The sequence below is a fragment of the Micromonospora sp. NPDC005413 genome (assembly GCF_040606435.1).
Lineage (GTDB): Bacteria > Actinomycetota > Actinomycetes > Mycobacteriales > Micromonosporaceae > Micromonospora.
Genome location: NZ_JBEXEV010000002.1, coordinates 415331 through 436431 on the forward strand (window position 1 = coordinate 415331; position 21101 = coordinate 436431).

Below are 21101 nucleotides of genomic sequence, written 5' to 3' on the forward strand. Positions count from 1 at the left end.
GGCCCCTGACATGACCACAACCACTCGCATCGAACGACACCACTACGACGTCGTCGTCATCGGAGCCGGCGGCGCCGGTCTGCGCGCGGCGATCGAGGCCCGGCTCGCCGGCAAGAAGACCGCGATCATCTCCAAGTCGCTCTTCGGCAAGGCGCACACGGTGATGGCCGAGGGCGGCGCCGCCGCCGCGATGGGCAACGTGAACAGCCGGGACAACTGGCAGGTGCACTTCCGCGACACCATGCGCGGCGGCAAGTTCCTCAACAACTTCCGGATGGCCGAGCTGCACGCGAAGGAGTCGCCGCAGCGGATCTGGGAGCTGGAGACGTACGGTGCGCTCTTCGACCGCACCAAGGACGGCAAGATCTCCCAGCGCAACTTCGGCGGCCACGAGTACCCGCGCCTGGCGCACGTGGGCGACCGGACCGGCCTGGAGCTGATCCGCACCCTCCAGCAGAAGATCGTCTCGCTCCAGCAGGAGGATCACCGGGAGTTCGGCTCGTACGACGCCCGGATCAAGGTGTTCTCCGAGACCACCATCACCGAGCTGCTGCTCGACGGTGACCGGGTCGCCGGCGCGTTCGGCTACTACCGCGAGTCCGGGGAGTTCGTTCTCTTCGAGGCGCCGGCCGTCGTGCTGGCCACCGGTGGCGTCGGACGCTCCTACAAGGTCACCTCGAACTCCTGGGAGTACACCGGGGACGGGCACGCGTTGGCGCTGCGCGCCGGGGCGACTCTGATCAACATGGAGTTCCTCCAGTTCCACCCGACCGGCATGGTCTGGCCGCCCTCGGTGAAGGGCATCCTGGTCACCGAATCGGTACGCGGCGACGGTGGCGTCCTGAAGAACTCCGACGGCAAGCGGTTCATGTTCGACTACGTCCCCGACGTCTTCCGCAAGCAGTACGCGGAGACCGAGGAGGAGGCGGACCGCTGGTACACCGATCCGGACAACAACCGGCGTCCGCCGGAGCTGCTGCCCCGTGACGAGGTGGCCCGCGCGATCAACAGCGAGGTCAAGGCCGGCCGGGGCTCCCCCGCCGGTGGTGTCTTCCTGGACATCGCGAGCCGGCGTTCGGCCGACGAGATCCGCCGACGGCTGCCGTCGATGTATCACCAGTTCAAGGAGCTGGCCGACGTCGACATCACCGCCGAGCCGATGGAGGTCGGGCCGACCTGCCACTACGTGATGGGCGGCGTCGAGGTGGACCCGGATTCGGGTGCCGCCTTCGGCCACGTACGCGGCCTGTTCGCCGCCGGTGAGGTCTCCGGCGGCATGCACGGCTCCAACCGACTCGGCGGCAACTCCCTGTCCGACCTGCTGGTCTTCGGCAAGCGGGCGGGCGGGCACGCGGCCAGCTACGCCGACGGGCTGGCCGCCCGGCCGAAGGTGGCCGTGGACGCGGTCGAGGCTGCCGTGGAGACCGCGCTCGCCCCGCTGCAACGGGACACCGGCGAGAACCCGTACACCCTGCAGCAGGACCTTCAGGCGGTCATGGGGGATCTGGTCGGCATCATCCGGCGGGAGGGCGAGCTGGCCGACGCGCTCGTCAGGCTGGCCGAGCTGCGCGAGCGGGTGGCCAAGGTGAGTGCGGCCGGCGGCCGACGCTACAACCCGGGCTGGCACCTGGCCCTGGACCTGCGCAACATGCTGGTGGTCTCGGAGTGCACCGCGAAGGCGGCGCTGGAGCGGCAGGAGTCGCGCGGCGGGCACACCCGGGAGGACTACCCGGCAATGGAGCCGAAGTGGCGGCAGGTGAACCTGGTCTGCTCGCTGGACGGCCACACCGTGCAGCTGACCCGGAAGCCGCTGCCGAAGATGCGGCCGGAGCTGATCGGCCTCTTCGACCGGGTGGAGCTGGGCAAGTACCTCACCGACGAGGAGCTCGCCGACTTCGACGCTCTCGTCGCCGACGCTGGAGAGGCGGACAACCGATGAGCGTGAAGCGTCAGTTCCGGATCTGGCGGGGTGACGAGACCGGCGGTGACCTGCAGGACTACATGGTCGAGGTGAACGAGGGCGAGGTCGTCCTCGACGTCATCCACCGCTTGCAGGCCACCGACGCGCCCGACCTGGCCTGCCGGTGGAACTGCAAGGCCGGCAAGTGCGGCTCCTGCTCAATGGAGATCAACGGCAAGCCGCGGCTGGGCTGCATGACCCGGATGTCGACCTTCGGCGACGAGGAGACCGTCACGGTCACCCCGCTGCGTACCTTCCCGGTCATCCGGGACCTGGTCACCGACGTCTCGTTCAACTACGAGAAGGCACGGGAGACGCCGGCGTTCGCGCCGCCGGCGGACGTGGCCCCGGGCGACTACCGGATGCAGCAGGTGGATGTCGAGCGCTCGCAGGAGTTCCGCAAGTGCATCGAGTGCTTCCTGTGCCAGACCGTCTGCCACGTGATCCGCGATCACGACGAGAACAAGCAGGCGTTCTCCGGCCCGCGGTACTTCATCCGGGCGGCCGAGCTGGACATGCACCCGCTGGACGCCCGGACCGACCGCAAGGAGTACGCGCAGGCCGAACAGGGCCTCGGCTTCTGCAACATCACCAAGTGCTGCACCGAGGTCTGCCCCGAGCACATCAAGATCACTGACAACGGGATCATCCCCATGAAGGAACGGGTCGTCGACCGCAGGTACGATCCCCTTGTGTGGCTTGGTAGCAAGATCTTCCGTCGGGGCGAGACTCCCCAGACCAGCGTGACCACCGCCCGTCAGGGCTCGACGTCGCCGGCTGCGGCCAGGGGCGGGGTGCACTCGCACGCGGGTGGCTCCCACGACCCGCGGGCCGAGACGCAGGCGCAGAGCGGCGTCAACTGGGACCGGGAGGTGCCCCACCCGACCGCTCCGGCGGTCGACGACCGGGGCCGGTTGCCACTGACCGAGCTCACCTTCGACCGGGCCGCCGCGCCGTCGCCGTTCGGCGACGACGTGACCTTCCCGCTGCCTCCGGAGCACCTCAACTTCGCGCACCCGGACCAGGACAAGCACTGACAAGACCACCAAAACGGGGGCTACCGGCGCTGCCGGTAGCCCCCGTCCCATACCCTCACCCACCCCGTCCCCACCCCGCCGACCCACCCCGTTGATCATGAAGTTATTGCCACGCTGTCCGGCGTGTCGCGGCAATAACTTCATGATCAACGGGAGCCATGGTGGCCAGGGAGCCCGCCGTGGGTGGGGGTTCAGGGGGTGGTTAGCAGGGGGCGCAGGGCCGCGACGATGGGGGCGTCGGCGGGGAGCCAGGTGACCGAGTCCAGTTCGTTGGCCGCGAGCCAGCGGAGCGCCTCGTGTTCCAGCGCCTGCGGCTCTTCGCCATCGAGCAGGCGGGCGGCGTACACCTTGAGCACCGAGCGGCCGTGCGCCATCCGCACGTCGCGGCCGACCCGGTCGCCGATCTCCACGCGTACGGCCAACTCCTCGGCGCACTCCCGGATCAGCGCGTCGGTCTCGGCCTCCCCCGGCTCGACCTTCCCACCGGGAAACTCCCACATCCCCGCCACCTCCGGCGGGGCGGAGCGCGCACAGGCGAGCACCCGCCCGTCCTGGATGATCGCCGCACCGACGATCACCTTCGGGTCCCGTCGTTCGGCCTGCCCGCCACCATTCGCCCGTTCGGTCTGCACGGGCGTCCAGGGTGCCAGATCAATCGGCGGTTTGGGTACCGTAACCGGCCGCTAGGCCAATAGAACCCGGAAGTGTGGGCGTGGACACCCCTTCCGAGCGGCGAGAGACTAGAGGGCACCGACAAGGCACGGGATGGCGACGATTTGGCCACAAGCCGGCAACGGCGCTTGGGGGGTGCGGTGATGCGCGTGCTGTTCAACAGCCGAGCCAAGCACGACTACCTTTCCGACGCGTTGACCTTGCTATCTGGTTGGACGCGGGAAGACGAGCAGATCCGACGCACGCTCGTGATCGACGATACCCAACACGCGGCGCTGACCGAACGTGTGAAGGTGATCGCCGACGCGCTGCACCTGCGCCCCGAGATCAGCCGCCACGCAGACAGCACCCAGATCCGGGTGGGGCACGGCAACGGCGAGCCGTTGACCGAGGGCGAGGTCCTGCTGGCCGCCCGGATCGAGGACGTCTACCGAACCGTCACCGAGTCCTGAGGTTCCTGAGTGGTTGCCGAGGTCTGAGGTCTCCGCGAAAGGGGCACCAGTCCGCTGGCCGTGATCGGCGTGCTGATGTGGTGCAGGGTCCCGCCGCAAGCCCACCAGGGACCGACCTCGCCGGCGGTGATCGACTCCGTTTCGCCGATGTCGGGGTTTCCCTACGCCGGGGATCCCCCAACATCGGCGACATCGAGCCGATCACGGCACGACCCCACCGCACGACCCGACCGCACGGTCGGCTCACCGGTCGGCGTCCTGCGGGTACCAGCGCAGCTCCACGGAGTTTCCGTCCGGGTCCCGCACGTAGATCGAGGTCGCCGAGCCGCGAGCACCGAACCGGCCGACCGGGCCGGTCAGCACCGTGAAGGCCCCCGAGTCGATCACCTGCGCCCAGTCCAGTGGTGCCACCACCAGGCAGAAATGATCCACGTTCGCGCCCTGCCGGTCGCCACGAACGAGGTCGACGATGCTCTCCGGGCTGATCCGCGCCGACGGGAAGGAAGCGGCGCCGGCCCGCCACTCGTCGACCCGTACCGGCTCCAACCCGAGCTGGCCGCAGTAGAAGTCCAGCGCCCGCTCCACGTCGGCGACGGTCAGCACCAGGTGGTCGAAACCCGTCACCCGCAGCGTGCTCACGCCTCCTCCAGCGCGGTCGCCGCGCGGAGCCAGTCGGTGAACAGCGCCGGATCGATGTCGGCGACCTCGTGCAGCTTCACCGCCGCCATCGCCCGTGCGCCGGGCACCAGTCGTCCGGACGGATCGGTGATCTCCTGCCCCCGCCACAGCCCGAAGGTGACGTTCGACCGGTACGCCTTGAGCAGGCAGACCGGGCGCAGGCCCGGCCGGTCGCCCAGGCTCCAGACGGGGTGGCCGTGCCACATCGCGCCGGTCGCCCCGGGCAGGGCAGCCGCGATGACGGGTGTCAGCTTCTCCCCGATCTCGCGCAGTGGGCCGGGCAGGCCGGTCAGGTAGTCGTCGATGGTCATCGCGAAGCCCTTCGGTCGAGTGGTTCCCTTGCCGCCGTTCAAGATCCGCTGACGGGCGACGCCGACCAAGAGCCGTTGCCGCTACGATCGTTGCGCACAGGTCAACAATGGGAGCGGTGTGCTGGAGCGGTACGAGGTCGAGACGTTCCTGACCCTCGCCAAGGAGCTGCACTTCGGCCGGACCGCAGAGCGGCTGTTGGTCAGCACCGGCCGGGTCAGCCACGTGATCAAGAAGCTGGAACGCCGGATCGGGGCACCCCTGTTCGCCCGAACGAGTCGCGTCGTCCAGCTCACCCCGATCGGGCGGCAGCTCGCCGACGAGTTGGCCCCGCTGGTGGCCGGGATGGACGAGGCGGTCCGTCGCGCGGTCGACGCCGGGCGGGGCGTCACCGGGACGCTGCGGGTGGCGTTCCTGGGCGAGTGGACCGCACCGGTGCTGCTCCGAGCGGTTGCCCTGTTCACCGAGCGGCACCCCGACTGCCAGGTGGAGGTGCACGAGGCACAGCTGGCCACCACCCGCTCCGGTCTGCTCGACGGCTCCACCGACGTGCTGATCGCCTCGTACCCCTTCGACGGGATGGCCAACGGCCCGGCGCTGCTCACCGAGGACCGGGTGCTGGCGGTGGCCGCGGGTCACCCGCTCACCCGGGAGCCGTCCGTGTCGCTGGAGGTGCTCGCCGAGCATCCGGTGGTGCAGTACCCGACGGTGACCTCGGCGGAGTTCAAGCGGGACCGAACGCCGGAGCGCACCCCGTCCGGCCGGCCCGTGCCGAAGGGCCCGACCGGGAACACCTTCTCGGAGATGCTGTCCCTGGTGGCGCTGGGACGTGGCGTGCTGCCGGTGGGCGAGCACACCCGGCGCTACTACCCGCGCCCCGACGTGGCGTACGTGCCGATCCATGACGCGCCGCCGATCCAGCGGGGGCCGGTCTGGCTGGCCAGCAACAGCACCGCCCGGGTGCGGGAGTTCGTCCGTGCCGCGACCGACAGCTCCATGATCACTTGATACTGGCACCGGTTGCCTAGCCTGGTTGGCATGGCGAACATCGCGTACGACCGCAAGGAGCAGGTCCAGCAGATCGAGAGCGGGCTCCTCGACGGTGAGCAGATCATCGCCGTCTACGACGCCGTCGGCACCGGCACCGGGTTCATCGGGCTGACCGACCGGCGCGTGATCATCCAGGACCGCTCGTTCGTCGGGAAGCGGCATGCGATCACCAGCATCCCGTACTCGAAGATCACCAGCGTGAGCGTGGTCAGCAACAAGTCCTGGGGTGGCACGTTCTTCTCCACCGGGGCGATCGCCATCCACGTCGGGACGCACACGTACGAGGTGGAGTTCCGTGGCGCGCAGAAGAGCCACCACGTGCACAACGTGATCCTGCACCACATCTCCTGACGGATCCGGCCTGCCACAGGCCCGGCAGAGGTAAATGCCTTGCCGGGCCCGGCGGCCTCTGGTGTCCTCAACCGACAGCCGCGCGAAGGGAGCAGCCGCCATGCCCGACTCACCGAAGTCCCCCCGACCGAACGTCATCCGACCTGAGGAATCGAGACTTCGTGAGCAGATCAGCTCCCCTGGCCACGGCGCGGCTGCGCGCCACTGACACCAACCCCGGAGGCCGCTGATGTCGGTCTTCGACGATCCCGGCCTCTTCGGCCGGCTGTGGGCCGCCGGCTATGACGACGGACCCAACCCGGACCCGGCTCCGGCCGTCGACTTCCTGGCCGACCTGGCCGACGGCGGGCCGGTACTTGAACTGGCGATCGGCACCGGCCGGATCGCCCTGCCGCTGGCCGAGCGCGGCCTCACCGTGCACGGCGTCGAAGCGTCCGAGGAGATGGTGGCGCAACTACGGGCCAAGCCTGGCGGCGAGCAGATCACGGTGGTCGTCGCCGACATGGCGGACGTCGGAGTAGCGGGTGAGTTCCGGCTCGCGTACCTGGTCTACAACACGCTGTTCAACCTGGTCGACGCCGAACGGCAGGCGGACTGCTTCCGCAACGTCGCTCGGGTGCTGTCGCCCGGCGGGGCGTTCGTCATCGAGACGTTCGTGCCCGACCCGCGCGACTTCGACGCCGACGAGCAGGTGCAGGTCCGTGCCGTGACCGAGGACTCCGCGACGATCCGGCTGCACCGGTACGACCGGGCGGCGCAGCGGTTCATCCGGCAGACCATCACGTTCGACGGTGACGGCGTACACCTGAAGCCGTTCGCCATGCGGTACGCCTGGCCGCACCAGATCGATGAGATGGCGCAGCAGGCGGGGCTCCGGCTCACCGAGCGGTACGCCGACTGGCACCGGCACCCGTTCGACGCCGAAAGCACGGCGCACGTCTCCGTCTACCGCGCGGAGTAGCGACGGTTGGTCGACGCACCGCCTTGGCTCGTTCCTCCGCGTCGGGTGCGAGGAACGAGCCAAGGGCGGTGACCCATCCGGCAGTCGGGCTACCGACACGGGGCCACGCACGCCGCTACACGCTCCTAGAATCGCCTCCCTGGTCCAGATGGGCTCGACCGACCTCCGCCAGCGCGTCATACCCGGCGCGCACAATGCGACGCATGCCTGAGTCTTCTCCCCAGCGACACCACGCCATCGACTACGTGGAATTCACGGTCACCGACCTTCAGCAGGCCAAGCGCTTCTACGCCGAAGCGTTCGGCTGGCAGTTCAACGACTACGGGCCGGAGTACGCCGGCATTCGGAGCCCGCAGGGTGAGTCCGCACCCGAGGTTGGCGGTCTCCGTGTGGACCAGGAAGTCCGGGCGGGCGGCCCGCTCGTCTTGCTCTACTCGAGCGACCTGGACAAGTCCGTGCAGGCGGTGCAGGGTGCCGGCGGCCAGGTGGTGAACGGGCCGTACGAGTTCCCCGGTGGCCGTAGGTTCCAGTTCACCGATCCCAGCGGCAACGAGCTTGGTGTGTGGGCCGAGCTGTAGCGCGAAGCGGAGGTTGTCAGGTCAGCCGCCGGGAGTGCCTTGTGCTCAGAGCGGATTCTGCTGCTGGCAGTCTTTGTTGATTCGCGGGGCTCCCGCCGGGTGAGCTGGCAGCATGCCTTCGGACGCCGCCCGTTTCCCGCGCTCATCGCCGTACTGGCCGGTGGTCAGTCACCCACTGCTCCGGCGCGTCCTGCCCGGGCTGGCCGTGTCGGCACTGGGCGATGGTATGGCGGTGGTCGCGGTGACCTGGCTCGCCATCCAGCTCGCTCCGCACGGTCAGCGCGGCACGTGGATCGCGGTGGCCATGGCGGCGTACACCCTGCCCAGCGCGGCCGGGACGGTCGTCTTCGGCCGGCTGCTGCGGGGGCGCAGCGGTGCCCAGCTCGCCGGGTGGGACGCGATCCTGCGGGCCTCCGCGCTCGCGGCGATCCCCCTCGCGCATCTCGCCGGCGTGCTCACCATCGGGCTGTACGTGATCCTGTTGGCCGCGTCGGCGTTGCTGCACTCGTGGGGTTCCGCCGGCCGGTTCACCCTGATCGCCGAAGTGCTGCCGGAGCGACACCACCTGCCGGCCAACGCGGTGCTCGGCACCATCGGAGGGTTCGCCACCATCGTCGGCCCGCCGCTGGCGGGAATCCTGATCGGTTGGGCGGGGCCGGTGTGGGTCATCGCCGTCGACGCCGCCACCTTCGCCGCGCTGGCCCTCACGTACCGCTTCGCCCTTCCCGCGACCGGCAGAGCCACAGGGCACGAGCGCGGCGCTTCGCGGACCGCCGGCTTCGCCGTCATCCGCCACAACCCCGCGCTGCTGGGCCTTCTGGCGCTGAGCCTCGGGTTCTTCTTCCTCTTCGGACCGGTGTACGTGGCCATGCCGATCCACATCACCGACGACCTGCACGCCTCCGCGACGCTGCTCGGCGTCTACTACACCGCCTTCGGCGTCGGCGGCCTCGTCGGAAGTCTGGTTGCCGGCCACCTTCGCCACCTGCCGCTCCGGGCCACCACCATCGGCATCGTCGTCGCGTTCGGCGTCGCCATGCTGCCACTCGGCCTGGGCGTACCTGTCGGCCTGTCCCTGCCGGCCTTCGCCCTCGCGGGCCTGATCTGGGCCCCGTACATGTCCACGTCGATGGCGCTGTTCCAGCGCAGCACGTCGACCGTGCAGTTACCTGCGGTGCTCGCCGCGAACGGTGCCATCCTCGTGCTGGCGGTGCCACTGGGCACCATGCTCGGCGGTCCGCTGGTGGGGGCCATCGGCGCACGTCCGACGCTGCTGTTCTGCGCCACGGCGATCGTGACCCTCGGCCTGATCGCCGGGGGAATCGCGATCTCGCGGCGGAGCGCGCGATCCCCCGGCGATTCAGCCGTCACGGAGATCAGTGCCAGTCGCTGATGCGGACGTCGTCCGGCGCCGGCCTGCCGCGCCCGGTCTCGACCAGCTCCTTGAGACTCATCAGGAACATCGCCCACTTGGTGCTGCAGTGGTGCATGAACTCGACCGGGTCGCGCCAGCCCTCGTGCGTGAACTGGACGATCGTGTACTCGCCGCGCTGGTCGAGACGCCAGCTGACCTCGGTGCCGATCCATTCCTCGGGACCGTCGACGACCCGCCACCGCACCCGGCCGGCGGGATCCAGCTCCAGGACCTCCATGTCGAAGCCGCCCGCTTCGCCGAACCGGAACGCCAACTGCCCGCCGACCTCGCTCTTGCCCACCGTGTCGGTCGTCCACCAGCCGGCGAGGCCCTCTGGAGTTGCCACCGCTCGGTAGACGTCGTCGAGCGGAGCGACGACGCCCACGCGGTGCAGAATATCGACCATTCTCAGTCTCCTTCGTTGTTGGTGCGGCTGCGTTCGATCGCCTCGGCGATCCACTTGATCCGACGGAGTCGGGCGTCCCAGGAGGCACCCACCGCCGACAGTTGAGCGACGGCACGGGCGAGCTGCGCCTCGTCGACCTGGTAATGACGTTCGCGACCGGCCGGCTCGGCGTGGATCAACCCGACCCGGTCCAGGACGGCAAGGTGCTTCGAGACGGCCTGGCGGGTGACGGGCAGCCGCCTGCTCAGCGAGGTGGCCGTGCCCGGCCCGTCGGAAAGAAGAAGATCGATCATCGTACGCCGAGTGGGGTCGCCGATCGCCGACCACAGCTCATCGTCGACCGCCGTACTCATGGGGTCGAGACCAGCCGCGCGACGTAGGTGCCGAGCCTGGGGATGTAGTGGTCCCACCCGTTTTCGTGGTCGCGGTACTGCTCCTCAAGGACGGCGACCTCCCAGCCCATCTCGCGGTAACCGGTCTCGGTCATCCGGACCCGGGTCCCCGCACCGCTCGGGACCAGGTCAAAGGTGACGAGCAGGGCCTGCCCACTCCGGTCCGGGTCGGTGAAACACCACCGGAAGGAGAATCGCTTCGGGGGGTCGACCTCCACCACGGCGAGTGCGACGGTCGTCGTCTCGCCGGTCTTCGCGTCGCGCCACACCAACTCGCCGGGGGCGCCCGCGACCGGCTCGAACCGCGCGTCGTCAGACCACCACTCCCGCATGTGCTCGGGTTGACTGACGACCTCGAAGACCACCTCGGGTGAAGCGTCGACCTGGATGTCGCGCTCGATGGTTCCCTGCTCCATGCGTATCAACCTTTCGCAACCTTTGGTTGCACTGAACCTACGACACTCCTCGGCCGACGCGCAACCTTTCGTTGCATATTGATGGATGCTCAGACCACCCCGAGGCTGAGGGCGAGCTGGGTGATCATCATCGGGGCGTTCGCGTCACGGGCCACCTGCGCGACCACCTCGCGGGCCGCCGGCCGGTTCCGTACCTCCGCAGGGGCGAGGCTGTCGGCCTGCACCAGGACCCGCGCCGCGTTGCCGGGGTCACCGATCTGGAGGTAGGCGCGAGCCGCGTCGATCAGATGTGCCGCTCGGTGTTCGACGGGCAACCATCGCCACCCTTCTCGCTGGGTCGCCTTCTCGTGCCGGGCGACCGCGTCCCGCCCGTCACCCAGGTCAATGGCGGCGGCGACCCGGGCAAGTTCGACGGCGGTCGGTCCGAAGGCGGTCCGGTAATGGTCGTGCCCGTCGCCCACGCGGGCGGCCATGTCGGTGGCTTCGTCGAACAGGTCGACGGTGGCGCGGTCATCTCCGGCTCGTGCCGCCATCAGTGCGGCCTGGACCAGGAGACACCCGCACAGCGACAGCTCCTGCGGCGTGCCCTCGTCAAGGTCGCGCGAACCGATCAGGTACGCGGCGGCCAGCATCACCGACCTCGCCCGCGCCGATGGCCGAAGCACCTGGCCGAGCTGCACCGCCGCGGCAGCCACCAACACCCGATCGCCGGTCGCGGCGGACATGGCCCGGTCGGCGGCCAGCCACGCGAGGTTGGCCTCGTCCAGCTTGACCAGCAACGACGTCGTCACCCGGTACGACTCCACAAGTGCGACACGGCAGGCCTCCGGATCCGATGCGTGAGTGCGCTGGACCTCGGTCAACAGCTTCGGCAACAGCTCAATGAGCTGCGGATACCGGGCGTGCTGGTAGCTGGTCCACGCATGCTCCAACTCCCGGGCGAGACGGTCAGCCGAAACCGTCGGTCGGCGTGCTGCCGTCCGGCCAAGCGCCATCTCGTACGTGGACAGCGCTGCCCGAATTCGCGCGACGCCCTCGATCTGCTCGGTCGCGTCCACGGGCTGCGCATCGCGCCCGAGTAATGCTGCGGTGTCGACCCGCAGAACGGCCGCGATATCTCGGATGGTCGACACCCGCTCCAGCGATCGGACCCCGCGCTCAACCTTGTCCACCCAGCTCTTCGACTTGCCGAGGCGATCAGCGAAGGACTGTTGCGACAGCTTCCGCCGGGCACGCAGATACGCGACCCGCCGCCCGATCGGTAGGTGGTCACTACTCACGACGCCACCGCCGCTCCGGAACAGCCCGAGTCGTCTCCTCGACCGGTATTCGCTCCGCCTCGGACTGGGCGAGGAGTCGCTGCTTGGCCGCCTCTCGCTCCGCTCCTTCCGCCTGCTCACTCCGGCTTGACCCTGGATCGTGCTGCGTACCGCTCACCTCTGGCTGCTCGCTGATGGACACCTGGCGGGGCGGTAGTCCGGCCAGCTTCCGCATGAGCTCCCGGGGATCGATGTCGCCATGGTTTGCCTCCTTCCACGCGGACGCGGTGCATCCGACCGCGTGTTTCTGCACCTCACGATGCCGTCTTTCTGTTGCCGGGTGCGACGGCACAGCACGCGGCATAACGGACACAGTGGGGGCGACATTAAGACGACAGTCGCTTAATGTGAGGTGCATGACGACCCCCAATGCCGCTCTTCGGGCCGTCCGCGCAGGGATGCGGATGAGTCAGGACGACTTCGCTCGCGCACTTCAGGCCGCAGGCCACCGCACGGGCGAACCCAATGACGCCAACAAGCGGCTCGTCCAGCGGTGGGAGTCCGGTGCGATTGCCGCGCCGCGGCCCGTCTACGCCCGCGCCTTGGAGGTCGTCACCGGCCTGCCCATCTCGCTTCTCGGGTTTGCCGAGGTGCCCAACGGCCAAGCCGCCGAGGACCAGCGTGGTGGCCACGACCTGACGTCGCCGATGTCCGACCTGGCCACGCCGACTCCCGCACGCCGGCCCGCCGCTTCCCACGGGTCATACGAGGGCGTATGGCTCAGCCGCTACCAGTACCACTCCAGCGGACGGGAAGAGTCGTTTGCCGGGCAGCACTATGTGGTCGTGATGCAGCACGGGGACCGGCTAAGTGTGCGCAGCCTCCCGGGCTCGGCCGCGTCGTCGCTGTCGCTCGACCTCACCGTGGACGGCAGCGTCGTCACGGGCACGTGGGTGGAGCAGACTGACCCGGGCGGCTACTACCGGGGCGCCAGGTATCACGGCGCGGTCCAGTTGCTGGCGGAGCCCACCGGCAGGCGGATGGCCGGCAAGTGGGTCGGGTTCGGCAAGGACATGGATGTCAACACCGGGCCGTGGGAGCTGATCTTCCAGGACGCCTCGACCTCCAAGGCGACACTCGATCGGTACAACGCCCCCGTCGTGTAACTACATCTTTGGCTTCGGCCGGTGCGGTCCGGTCCAAGCTCTAGCCCGCTCGGCGCGCCGCCGCCCGCCACAACCATGTTCGTGGAGTTGTGGCTCTGGAGTGGAGCCGTCGCTGTCCCGGCAAGCCGGCCAGGGTTGAGCGCTGCAGGCACCACGGTGGCGGCGTAAGCGATGGCGTGGCGGGGCTTCACACGCCTTCTTGCGACGCTAATAAAGCTAACAGGGGCTGCTGACTCTCGGTATCGGCCGACAGACCGATTACACGCTCACTGCGATCTCGCTAGAGTCGCCGAGCTAATCAACGGGAGGGATCCGAAGTCTGTGCAGGCTCTACAGGGTCAGAAAGAAAATCACCCTTCCGGACGAGACTCGGTCGACGACGAAAAGCAAAAGACGTCGATTCTGGTCCGACGAGGACTGATTCCCGAGACGCGCCCGCAGCGGATTCTCGCTCTAGCGACGTTCGTCAACATGATGGGCAGCGGCGTCTTTATGGTCAGTGCCGCGCTTTTCTTCACCCGTGTCGTCGGACTTCCATTGGGTCAAGTCGGCCTCGGGTTGGGCATCGCGGCCGCGGTTGGTCTTTTTGCCGGCGTACCGGTCGGGCATCTCGCTGACCGACGAGGGTCCCGAGGGGTGTATCTCCGGATGCTCGTCATTCAGGGGGTGGCGATGGCGGCGCTGGTACTCGTGCAGTCGTTCTGGCTGGTTCTGGTGGCGCTCTGCGTGGGCGAACTCGCTCGTTCGGCGGGAGGAGCGGCACGTGGCCCGCTGGTTCGCGGAATCGGCGGCGCCGACCTCACCAGATACCGCGCCTACCTACGCTCGGTCGCGAACCTCGCCGGCAGCTGTGCCGCCGTGGCTGCCGGCTTCGCAGTGCAGTACGACACGCGTCCGGCGTACCTGGCCCTGGTGCTGGGCAATGCGCTCAGTTTCGTCGCCAGCGCCGCCATCGTTGCGGCGTTGCCGTCGATACCGCCCGTGCCCGCACCGCAAACGGCCAGCCCCTGGAATGTAATGAAGGACCGGGCGTACGTTGCCGTCACCGTGCTCGACGGCATCATGGCGATTCACCACCAGGTGCTGCTCTTCGCACTGCCACTCTGGATAATCGGACACACCGACGCACCCCGATGGCTGATTGGTGGGGCAGCACTCGTCAATACCGCTTTGGTGGTACTACTGCAAGTCCGGGCCAGCCGAGGGGTCGACGACAGTGTCAGCGCCGGGAAAGCCATGCGGCGTTCGGGTGTGGCGTTCTTCGTCGGAATGGCGGCGATGGCCGCAGCGGCAGGACTTCCCTCGTGGCTTGCGCTCATAGGCATCGTCGTCGGCGTCATCGTCCACACGGTCGGTGAACTCTGGCACACAGCCGGTTCGCTGGAACTCCGATTCAGCCTCGCTCCCGCCCACGCTCAGGGGCAGTACATGGGACTGTTCGGGTTCGGAGCCGGCCTGGCGAACATGGTTGCTCCCACCGTACTGGCGCTCTTCTGCATCGCCTGGGGAGTCCCTGGTTGGCTCCTGCTCGGCGGGGTGTTCGTCGTGGCGGGTCTGGTGACGCCGCACTTCGTGCGGTGGGCAGAACGGACGCGCCCGTACGCGAAGCAGCCCGCGTAGCTGGGCTAGCTGTACTGCCCAGGCACGCCCTACCGGGAGCGGCCAAACCTCCGGCGTGTTGACCTCAACCGTGCTTGAGGTTCTACGGTCATGCGACCAACGATCTCACTCAACCAGGGCGGCACCATGACGACCGATCGGATGACCGACGCCGAACTGGCAGCCCAGCCGGCGGCCTACTGGACCCGCCTGGCTTACGAGGCCCTCATCGCCTTCGTTCGCGCCCAGCAGGCCGAGCTCGGCTTCAGCCAGCCCCAGTTCTGGCTGCTGCGCAACCTGTCCAAGAACGACATCTCGCCTGACGGCCACGGCATGACCATTCCTGAACTCCAAGAGGCCATGGCCACCTATATCAAGCCCGAGGACGACCTGCACGCCGAGGCGCAGGTGCTGCTGGAACGTGGCTGGATCAGCCGCGACAGCGAGAGCCGACTGTGGATCACCGAAACCGGCGAGCAGGTGCGCGTGGACTTGAAGACCCACGCCCCGGCCATCCGGGCGCGCATCCATCAGGGCATCGATGACGTCGATTATGTCACTGCCTTGAAGGTGCTACGACGGATGATCGAGAACACCGGGGGAAACCCGGTCTAGAGCCATCGCCATCCCAGGGCTGCTGCGCCGGATTCAGACGTTGAAGCGGAACTGCGAGCCGTGATTGGCTCACCAGCTGCTCACACGGCGTCTCAGGCTGCCAGGCCTGCTCACTAGTCGACAACGTTTGGCAGTGTCTCGTGCCCCGTGTGTGCCCCAGACAACCGCGCCGACAGAGGGTGAGACCTGGCAGGATCAACTGGGGTGAGGAGTTCCGCCGGCTTGCTGCGCTGCGAGGCGATCGCATGGGTCGACGAAGACTGGCCGGGGTGGGTCCGTGTGCGGCTCGTCGACGCCGACGGACGAAGCTGGTTCTTCGTCGACAAGGTTCCGATCTTCTTCACGGATGACGGCATCCTTCCCGGCGCTTCCCTCCCCCGTCCGGCGTTCATGCGGTGCTACGTCGTCGGCCAGCAGGAGGACCAAGTTCTTGTCGTTAGTACTGAACCAGACCACGTGGAAGCTGAGGACAGAACCACCCAGTTCCGGGTCCGCCCGGATCAGCTAGAGCGGACGAGCCCGACCTGATCAACTGAACTCTCAGCTTAGGAATCGCCTTGATTGACACTCCGGGTAGCTGCGCGGCCGGCAGACAGGCGCAGAGCGTTCAGCTCGACACCGTGGAAGTGCCAGTGCTGGCCGATGTTGACCGCTATATCGGGCACGTCTATCGTCCCCGTTCCTCCTGCTCAGAGGGTATGCGGCGGCTCGTCGCGCTTCCGACGACTGCTCCGATGCCAGCAACCAAGAGGAATAGACCAAGGGCCAGCCCGAGGTAGAGCAGACGGTCAGACGCGGCAACCTCCTTGTCGTACTGCTGCGCCATCTCCGGAGTGGGGTCCTGGTAAGGGATCGTTGCTCCCATGCAGCAAGCGAACAGCGGAACCAAGATTCCCCCGCCGATCATGAACCAACCAACTACCCCAACAACCCTCGGCCGTCGCATCATTCAATGATCAACCAAGAGTCCCGAGACCTCTACCCGCTCCTCGTTCCGTGCCAAGGAACGATCATGGTCCGGTACACCCGCTGAGCTCCTGATACCCGTTTGCAGGAACAGGATCTCTAGCCGGCTGACCGGGTCGTGGTAGGTGGCTCTCAGCCTTCGCGTCGCCAGATCTGGCGGGGTGCGAAGCCATCGCGCCGCAGCCAGTGTTCTGTGTAGACGATGCGATCCGCCTCGACGACCACGAGCGTGTCCCGGGGAGGGTCGGACAGCGACCGGCCGCGCTCGACGTGCTCGTTCTCCCAGCGGAACGCCGACCAATAGTGGGCCCGGTCCGGGTCGTCCGGGCCCAGCACCCGGGCCGTGCCAAAGACCTGCGCGCCACGGCTGCTGGCCAACCCGACCAGCGGAGCGAAGATCCCGACCGACGCCCTCGGGTCGATGGCGAGGTTGTGCATTTTCGGCGACCTCGGCGCGGCGGTGAACAGCACGGCGAAGCCCAGCGCGTAATAGCGCACCGGCGTGGCGAGCGGCCCGTCGGGGCCGGCGGTGGCAAGCACGCACATGTTCTGCGACGACAGTAGGTTGAGGATTCGCTCCTCCAGGCGTTCGCGGGGCAGGCGGCCGGTGGGCGTGGGTCCGGACAGCCATGGGTTCGTCGACGGCACGGTCACCTCACCTCACTGCTGGTCGAGCAGCAACGGCACGTCCGGGCAGGTCAGGCAGACGAAGATGCGCAGCGCGCCGTGCCGGCCGACGACCACCCCGGTCGGCTCATACGAATCGTCATCCGGCTCGCCGTCCGCCCGCGTCGGCTGCCACCGCCCGCTGTCCCGCTCTGAGGAGGCGATGACGAGGGTCAACGTGGTAGGGCCGGCACAGCGGGGGCACGGCGTCGGGTGCAGGTCGGTGAGGCTCCAGTTGGCGTACCCGCCGACCTTCCACCCGGGCGTCATGAAGGTGTCGACGTACTCCTCGTCCTCATCCTCGTCGACCAGCCGCTGCAGGTCCTCCGGCAGTTCCTGCGGGTAGGGGTACTCGACGACCTGCTCCGGGTGCAACCGGCACGGCCGGGGCATATAACCGTCGGTGCCGACCTCGCCGCGCGGCGGCTCCGCGAGGAGGTCGGTCAGCTCCGTCTCCCGCCGCCAGCGCAGCTGCACCGTCGGCCCCCACGGGCCCTCGGAGTGTTCGAACGGGCACCACAGCACCTGCAACAGGTCTGCCCCACCGGGGCGGGGCAGGTCGGGTACGTCCTCGGCGCGCAGTTGCGCCAGCGCGACCATCGGGTTGGGCGCGGGGTGTTCTCGCGGCACGTACCGGTGGCCGACGACCGGGCCGCCGTCGCGCGAGCCCCAGCCGACGAAACCCGGGCCGACCAGGACGGCCAACTCCTGGTGCAGATCGAGCTCACCCTCGGCAAGGATGTGCGGCTGCCTGCGCCCGCGCTCCGCCGTCCGCATCCGGGTCGCCAGCTCGGCCGGGATTGGCACGTCCTCGTGGACCATATGCGGCACGTCGCAGGTGGGCCAGGGCTCGTCGGCCGGCCAAGGCAGCGGCCCGCCGACGTGGCTGTCGGCCGCCGTGACCGCCCCGGGACGTGGGTGTAGCCGGGTCGTCGTGCGGCCGAGCTTCTCCAGGCCGGGATAGCGAGCGAGCGCCTCGGGCGGCAGGGGCGGGGTGATCATGGCGAGATCGTAGGCGGCCGCCGGGCGGCCCGCCCCGTAGGACCAGGTGGTGGACAAGTCCCGCCCCGACCGCTACGACGTCGTCGGCGCGGTCATCTGCCTGGTCGGGGTCGCCCTCATCAGGTACGCCCCGTGCATCGGCTGAACCGTCCCTCGGCCGATCCCGGCCTGGTCGGAACCGCGCCGGGACGTCGACCAGCCCTCGCCCGCCCGGCCCGCCGCGCCCCCGTCAGGCGGTTGCCTGCGCGATTGCGCGGCCGGCCTGGCGGCCGGAGAAGATGCAGCCGCCGAGGAAGGTGCCCTCCAGGGAGCGGTAGCCGTGCACGCCGCCCCCGCCGAATCCGCTCGCCTCACCGGCGGCGTACAGGCCGGGGATCGGGGTCGCGTCGGATCCGAGCACCCGCCCCGACAGATCGGTCTGCAGGCCACCGAGGGTCTTGCGGGTGATCACGTGCAACCGGACCGCGATGAGCGGACCGGCCTTCGGGTCGAGGATCTTGTGCGGGGTCGCCGTACGGACCAGCTTGTCGCCGCGGTACCGGCGGGCGTTGTGAATGGCGGAGATCTGGCCGTCCTTGGTGAACGCGTTGTCCAGCTCCCGGTCGCGGGCGACGACCTCGCGGCGGATGTCCTCCACGTCGAGCAGGGGCGTGTCGGTCAGTGCGTTCATGCCGGCGACCAACTCGTCGAGAGTGTCGGCGACGACGAAGTCCTCGCCGTGCTGCTTGAACGCCTCGACGGGTGCGGGTGCGCCGGGGCGGATGCGGCCGAGGGTCTGCCGGACCGACTTGTTGGTGAGGTCGGGATTCTGCTCGGAGCCGGAGAGCGCGAACTCCTTCTCAATGATCTTTTGGGTGAGTACGAACCAGCTGTGGTCGTGCCCGGTGGTCCGCAGGTGCGCCAGCGTGCCGAGGGTGTCGAAACCGGGGTAGAGCGGTCCGGGCAGCCGCTTGCCGGTGGCGTCGAACCACAGCGAGGAGGGCCCGGGCAGGATGCGGATGCCGTGGCCGGCCCAGATGGGGTTCCAGTTCTTCACCCCCTCGACGTAGTGCCACATCCGGTCGGGGTTGATGACGGTGCCGCCGGCTTCCTGGGTGATCCGCAGCATCCGCCCGTCCACGTGCGCGGGGACACCGGTGATCATGTGCTCGGGTGGGGTGCCGAGCCGGGCCGGCCAATTGCCGCGGACCAGGTCGTGGTCGGCGCCGATACCGCCGGAGGACACCAGGACAGCCTGGGCGGTCAACTCGAAGTCGCCGACCACCGTGCGGCTGCTGGCCACCCCGCGAGCGGAGTCGCTGGATTCCAGGACAGCACCCCGTACGCCGGTCACCACACCGTCGGTAACAATGAGCTCGTCGACCCGGTGCCGGAACGCGAAGGTGACCAGTCCCTTCGCGGCGGCGTCGCGGACCCGACGCGCGAACGGCGCGACGACCGCAGGTCCGGTGCCCCAGGTGACGTGGAAACGCGGAACCGAGTTGCCGTGCCCGGTGGCCCCGTACCCGCCGCGCTCGGCCCAGCCGACCACCGGGAAGAACCGAACGCCCTGGGCGTGCAGCCAGGACCGCTTCTCCCCGGCCGCGAAGTCCACGTACGCCTCGGCCCACCGGCGCGGCCACTCGTCCTCGGGCCGGTCGAACCCGGCCGTGCCCAGCCAGTCCTGCAGGGCGAGCTCGCGCGAGTCCCGGATCCCCATCCGGCGCTGCTCCGGCGAGTCGACCAGGAACAGGCCACCGAAGGACCAGAACGCCTGCCCACCCAGATTCGTCTCGGGCTCCTGGTCCAGCAGGATCACCCGGCGGCCCGCCTCCGCGAGTTCGGCGGCGGCGACGAGACCGGCCAGCCCGGCTCCGACCACGATCACGTCTGCGTCCATGACAGGCACTCCCCACCGTCGTACTCACTCACGGTCCAGAACCGCAGCGGATGAGGACGCATCTTGTCACTGAGTGGTAAGACAGCTTTATGGGGCCTTCCGGAGCGAGTGGCCGCCCGGCAGAAGGTAGCGTCCCGCCATGCGCATGAAGCTCGGCCGGCCCGACCTGGCTGCATACGCCGACCGGTTCGACGTCCCGCCCGCTGCGGAGGGCTTCAACGTCACGTTCCTCGGCGTCTCCAGCCTGCTGTTCGACGACGGCGACACGGCGGTGATGACCGACGGGTTCTTCTCCCGGCCGTCCCTGCTCAGGGTCGCCCTCGGCAGGCTCGTACCCGACGACGTGCGCATCGACTCCGCGCTCACCCGACTGGGCCTCGACCACGGGGGCCGCCGGCTGGCCGCCGTGATCCCGGTGCACACCCACTTCGATCACGTCATGGACTCCGCGACCGTCGCCCTGCGCACCGGGGCGGTGCTCGCCGGCGGCCGGTCCGCAGCCAACGTCGGCCGAGGGGCCGGGCTCACCGATGAACGCATCCACGTCGTCACCCCCCACGAGCCGATGTCCCTGGGTGCCTTCACCCTCACGTTCGTCGAGTCTGAGCACTGCCCACCGGATCGTTTCCCTGGCACCATCACCGCGCCCGTGGTGCCCCCGGCCAGGGCGTCCGCCTACCGGTGCGGTGAAGCCTGGTCGGTGCTCGTCGCGCACGCGAGCGGCCGGACCGCATTGGTCCAGGGCAGCGCCGGCTACCGGCCAGGAGCGCTCGACGGATACCGGGCCGACGTCGTCTACCTCGGCGTCGGCCAGCTCGGCGGGCAGGACGAAAGCTACCTCCGCACGTACTGGGCGCAGACCGTACGAGCCGTCGGAGCCCGTCGCGTGGTCCTCGTCCACTGGGACGACTTCTTCCGCCCGCTCGACCGGCCGCTGCGCGCCCTGCCGTACGCGGGCGACGACCTCGACTTCACCATGGGGGTCCTCACCCGGCTGGCCCACGACGAGCGGGTCGCTCTGCACCTGCCGACCCTGTGGCGTCGGGAGGACCCCTGGGCGGGGCTGCGGTGACACGTCCCAGTGGACCTGCCGGCTCTGCCGGGTGCGCACTTGACAGCGGGAGGCGTTGCTGACGGCCGCTAGGGTCGCGGGCGTGCGAGCCGGCCGGCGGAATTCAAGATGGCCGCGCCGCCCCAGCAGAGACACACGCGGTGGGCCGCCTCCGGGTCGCCCCCCGGCGGTCCCGGGTACGGGGCAACGGTGGGCGGGTCG

24 protein-coding genes are annotated in these 21101 nt (G+C 69.0%); 14 read left to right on the forward strand and 10 right to left on the reverse strand.

The window, feature by feature from the left end:
- Nucleotides 1-10 precede the first annotated feature (10 nt).
- Both ABZS37_RS04670 and ABZS37_RS04675 read left to right on the forward strand, forming a co-directional pair.
- Entirely contained in the window at nucleotides 11-1939 is a 1929-nt protein-coding gene (locus ABZS37_RS04670; protein ID WP_355165525.1) for a fumarate reductase/succinate dehydrogenase flavoprotein subunit, read from the forward strand.
- Nucleotides 1936-2997 (forward strand): succinate dehydrogenase/fumarate reductase iron-sulfur subunit, encoded by a 1062-nt coding sequence (locus ABZS37_RS04675; protein ID WP_355165527.1) that lies wholly within the window; start codon nucleotides 1936-1938, stop codon nucleotides 2995-2997. The genes ABZS37_RS04670 and ABZS37_RS04675 overlap by 4 nt, the downstream gene beginning before the upstream one ends.
- 191 nt (nucleotides 2998-3188) lie before the next feature.
- Here the strand turns inward: ABZS37_RS04675 and ABZS37_RS04680 are convergent, their stop codons facing one another.
- On the reverse strand, nucleotides 3189-3629 hold the full coding sequence (locus ABZS37_RS04680; RefSeq protein ID WP_355165529.1) for a (deoxy)nucleoside triphosphate pyrophosphohydrolase: 441 nt from the start codon (nucleotides 3627-3629) through the stop codon (nucleotides 3189-3191).
- A 183-nt stretch (nucleotides 3630-3812) separates the two neighbouring features.
- On the opposite strand from ABZS37_RS04680, the gene ABZS37_RS04685 reads away from it, so the two are divergent.
- On the forward strand, nucleotides 3813-4121 hold the full coding sequence (locus ABZS37_RS04685; RefSeq protein ID WP_355165531.1) for a 4a-hydroxytetrahydrobiopterin dehydratase: 309 nt from the start codon (nucleotides 3813-3815) through the stop codon (nucleotides 4119-4121).
- A gap of 243 nt (nucleotides 4122-4364) precedes the next feature.
- Here ABZS37_RS04685 and ABZS37_RS04690 read toward each other — a convergent pair whose 3' ends face one another.
- Both ABZS37_RS04690 and ABZS37_RS04695 read right to left on the reverse strand, forming a co-directional pair.
- Complete coding sequence (locus tag ABZS37_RS04690; protein ID WP_355165533.1) at nucleotides 4365-4760, reverse strand: VOC family protein; 396 nt, start codon at nucleotides 4758-4760, stop codon at nucleotides 4365-4367.
- Nucleotides 4757-5110, reverse strand: a complete 354-nt coding sequence (locus tag ABZS37_RS04695) for a DUF1801 domain-containing protein (protein ID WP_355165535.1) — start codon at nucleotides 5108-5110, stop codon at nucleotides 4757-4759. The genes ABZS37_RS04690 and ABZS37_RS04695 overlap by 4 nt, the downstream gene beginning before the upstream one ends.
- A gap of 118 nt (nucleotides 5111-5228) precedes the next feature.
- Here ABZS37_RS04695 and ABZS37_RS04700 point away from each other — a divergent pair, with 118 nt between their 5' ends.
- The 5 genes from ABZS37_RS04700 to ABZS37_RS04720 all read left to right on the forward strand — a co-directional run bounded on the left by ABZS37_RS04700 (nucleotide 5229) and on the right by ABZS37_RS04720 (nucleotide 9441).
- A complete protein-coding gene (locus ABZS37_RS04700; protein ID WP_355165537.1) occupies nucleotides 5229-6116 on the forward strand; it encodes a LysR family transcriptional regulator in 888 nt (295 codons plus the stop codon).
- A gap of 30 nt (nucleotides 6117-6146) precedes the next feature.
- Entirely contained in the window at nucleotides 6147-6509 is a 363-nt protein-coding gene (locus tag ABZS37_RS04705; protein WP_007464929.1) for a PH domain-containing protein, read from the forward strand.
- Between the two features lie 229 nt (nucleotides 6510-6738).
- On the forward strand, nucleotides 6739-7470 hold the full coding sequence (locus tag ABZS37_RS04710; protein WP_355165539.1) for a class I SAM-dependent methyltransferase: 732 nt from the start codon (nucleotides 6739-6741) through the stop codon (nucleotides 7468-7470).
- Nucleotides 7471-7673: 203 nt separating this feature from the next.
- Complete coding sequence (locus tag ABZS37_RS04715; RefSeq protein WP_355165541.1) at nucleotides 7674-8048, forward strand: VOC family protein; 375 nt, start codon at nucleotides 7674-7676, stop codon at nucleotides 8046-8048.
- Between the two features lie 112 nt (nucleotides 8049-8160).
- On the forward strand, nucleotides 8161-9441 hold the full coding sequence (locus ABZS37_RS04720) for an MFS transporter (protein ID WP_355165543.1): 1281 nt from the start codon (nucleotides 8161-8163) through the stop codon (nucleotides 9439-9441).
- Here ABZS37_RS04720 and ABZS37_RS04725 read toward each other — a convergent pair.
- The 4 genes from ABZS37_RS04725 to ABZS37_RS04740 form a co-directional block, all read right to left on the reverse strand.
- Nucleotides 9425-9868 (reverse strand): SRPBCC domain-containing protein, encoded by a 444-nt coding sequence (locus ABZS37_RS04725; RefSeq protein ID WP_355165545.1) that lies wholly within the window; start codon nucleotides 9866-9868, stop codon nucleotides 9425-9427. The genes ABZS37_RS04720 and ABZS37_RS04725 overlap by 17 nt on opposite strands.
- A 2-nt stretch (nucleotides 9869-9870) precedes the next feature.
- Nucleotides 9871-10221 carry a metalloregulator ArsR/SmtB family transcription factor gene (locus ABZS37_RS04730; RefSeq protein WP_355165547.1) on the reverse strand — a complete coding sequence of 117 codons (351 nt, stop codon included), beginning with the start codon at nucleotides 10219-10221 and terminating at the stop codon, nucleotides 9871-9873.
- Nucleotides 10218-10676 carry an SRPBCC domain-containing protein gene (locus ABZS37_RS04735; RefSeq protein WP_355165549.1) on the reverse strand — a complete coding sequence of 153 codons (459 nt, stop codon included), beginning with the start codon at nucleotides 10674-10676 and terminating at the stop codon, nucleotides 10218-10220. The genes ABZS37_RS04730 and ABZS37_RS04735 overlap by 4 nt, the downstream gene beginning before the upstream one ends.
- Before the next feature lie 89 nt (nucleotides 10677-10765).
- Complete coding sequence (locus ABZS37_RS04740; RefSeq protein ID WP_355165551.1) at nucleotides 10766-11956, reverse strand: helix-turn-helix domain-containing protein; 1191 nt, start codon at nucleotides 11954-11956, stop codon at nucleotides 10766-10768.
- Between the two features lie 386 nt (nucleotides 11957-12342).
- Here ABZS37_RS04740 and ABZS37_RS04745 point away from each other — a divergent pair, with 386 nt between their 5' ends.
- The 4 genes from ABZS37_RS04745 (at nucleotide 12343) to ABZS37_RS04760 (ending at nucleotide 15843) form a co-directional block, all read left to right on the forward strand.
- The gene (locus ABZS37_RS04745; RefSeq protein ID WP_355165553.1) at nucleotides 12343-13101 is read left to right on the forward strand and encodes an XRE family transcriptional regulator; all 759 of its coding nucleotides are present in this window, start codon (nucleotides 12343-12345) and stop codon (nucleotides 13099-13101) included.
- Between the two features lie 321 nt (nucleotides 13102-13422).
- Nucleotides 13423-14721 (forward strand): MFS transporter, encoded by a 1299-nt coding sequence (locus ABZS37_RS04750; RefSeq protein WP_355165555.1) that lies wholly within the window; start codon nucleotides 13423-13425, stop codon nucleotides 14719-14721.
- 90 nt (nucleotides 14722-14811) lie between these two features.
- Complete coding sequence (locus ABZS37_RS04755; RefSeq protein WP_355165557.1) at nucleotides 14812-15315, forward strand: MarR family transcriptional regulator; 504 nt, start codon at nucleotides 14812-14814, stop codon at nucleotides 15313-15315.
- Between the two features lie 204 nt (nucleotides 15316-15519).
- Nucleotides 15520-15843: a hypothetical protein gene (locus tag ABZS37_RS04760; protein ID WP_355165559.1), complete on the forward strand. Its 324-nt coding sequence runs from the start codon at nucleotides 15520-15522 to the stop codon at nucleotides 15841-15843.
- Nucleotides 15844-16413: 570 nt separating this feature from the next.
- Here ABZS37_RS04760 and ABZS37_RS04765 read toward each other — a convergent pair.
- A complete protein-coding gene (locus ABZS37_RS04765) occupies nucleotides 16414-16929 on the reverse strand; it encodes a pyridoxamine 5'-phosphate oxidase family protein (protein ID WP_355165561.1) in 516 nt (171 codons plus the stop codon).
- Between the two features lie 12 nt (nucleotides 16930-16941).
- Nucleotides 16942-17949: a hypothetical protein gene (locus tag ABZS37_RS04770; protein ID WP_355165563.1), complete on the reverse strand. Its 1008-nt coding sequence runs from the start codon at nucleotides 17947-17949 to the stop codon at nucleotides 16942-16944.
- A 49-nt stretch (nucleotides 17950-17998) separates the two neighbouring features.
- Between ABZS37_RS04770 and ABZS37_RS04775 the strand changes: the two genes are divergently transcribed.
- Nucleotides 17999-18094 (forward strand): hypothetical protein, encoded by a 96-nt coding sequence (locus ABZS37_RS04775; protein ID WP_355165565.1) that lies wholly within the window; start codon nucleotides 17999-18001, stop codon nucleotides 18092-18094.
- Between the two features lie 84 nt (nucleotides 18095-18178).
- Here the strand turns inward: ABZS37_RS04775 and ABZS37_RS04780 are convergent, their stop codons facing one another.
- Nucleotides 18179-19828: an FAD-binding dehydrogenase gene (locus tag ABZS37_RS04780; protein WP_355165567.1), complete on the reverse strand. Its 1650-nt coding sequence runs from the start codon at nucleotides 19826-19828 to the stop codon at nucleotides 18179-18181.
- A 139-nt stretch (nucleotides 19829-19967) separates the two neighbouring features.
- On the opposite strand from ABZS37_RS04780, the gene ABZS37_RS04785 reads away from it, so the two are divergent.
- The gene (locus ABZS37_RS04785) at nucleotides 19968-20900 is read left to right on the forward strand and encodes an MBL fold metallo-hydrolase (RefSeq protein WP_355165569.1); all 933 of its coding nucleotides are present in this window, start codon (nucleotides 19968-19970) and stop codon (nucleotides 20898-20900) included.
- Nucleotides 20901-21101: the final 201 nt, after the last annotated feature.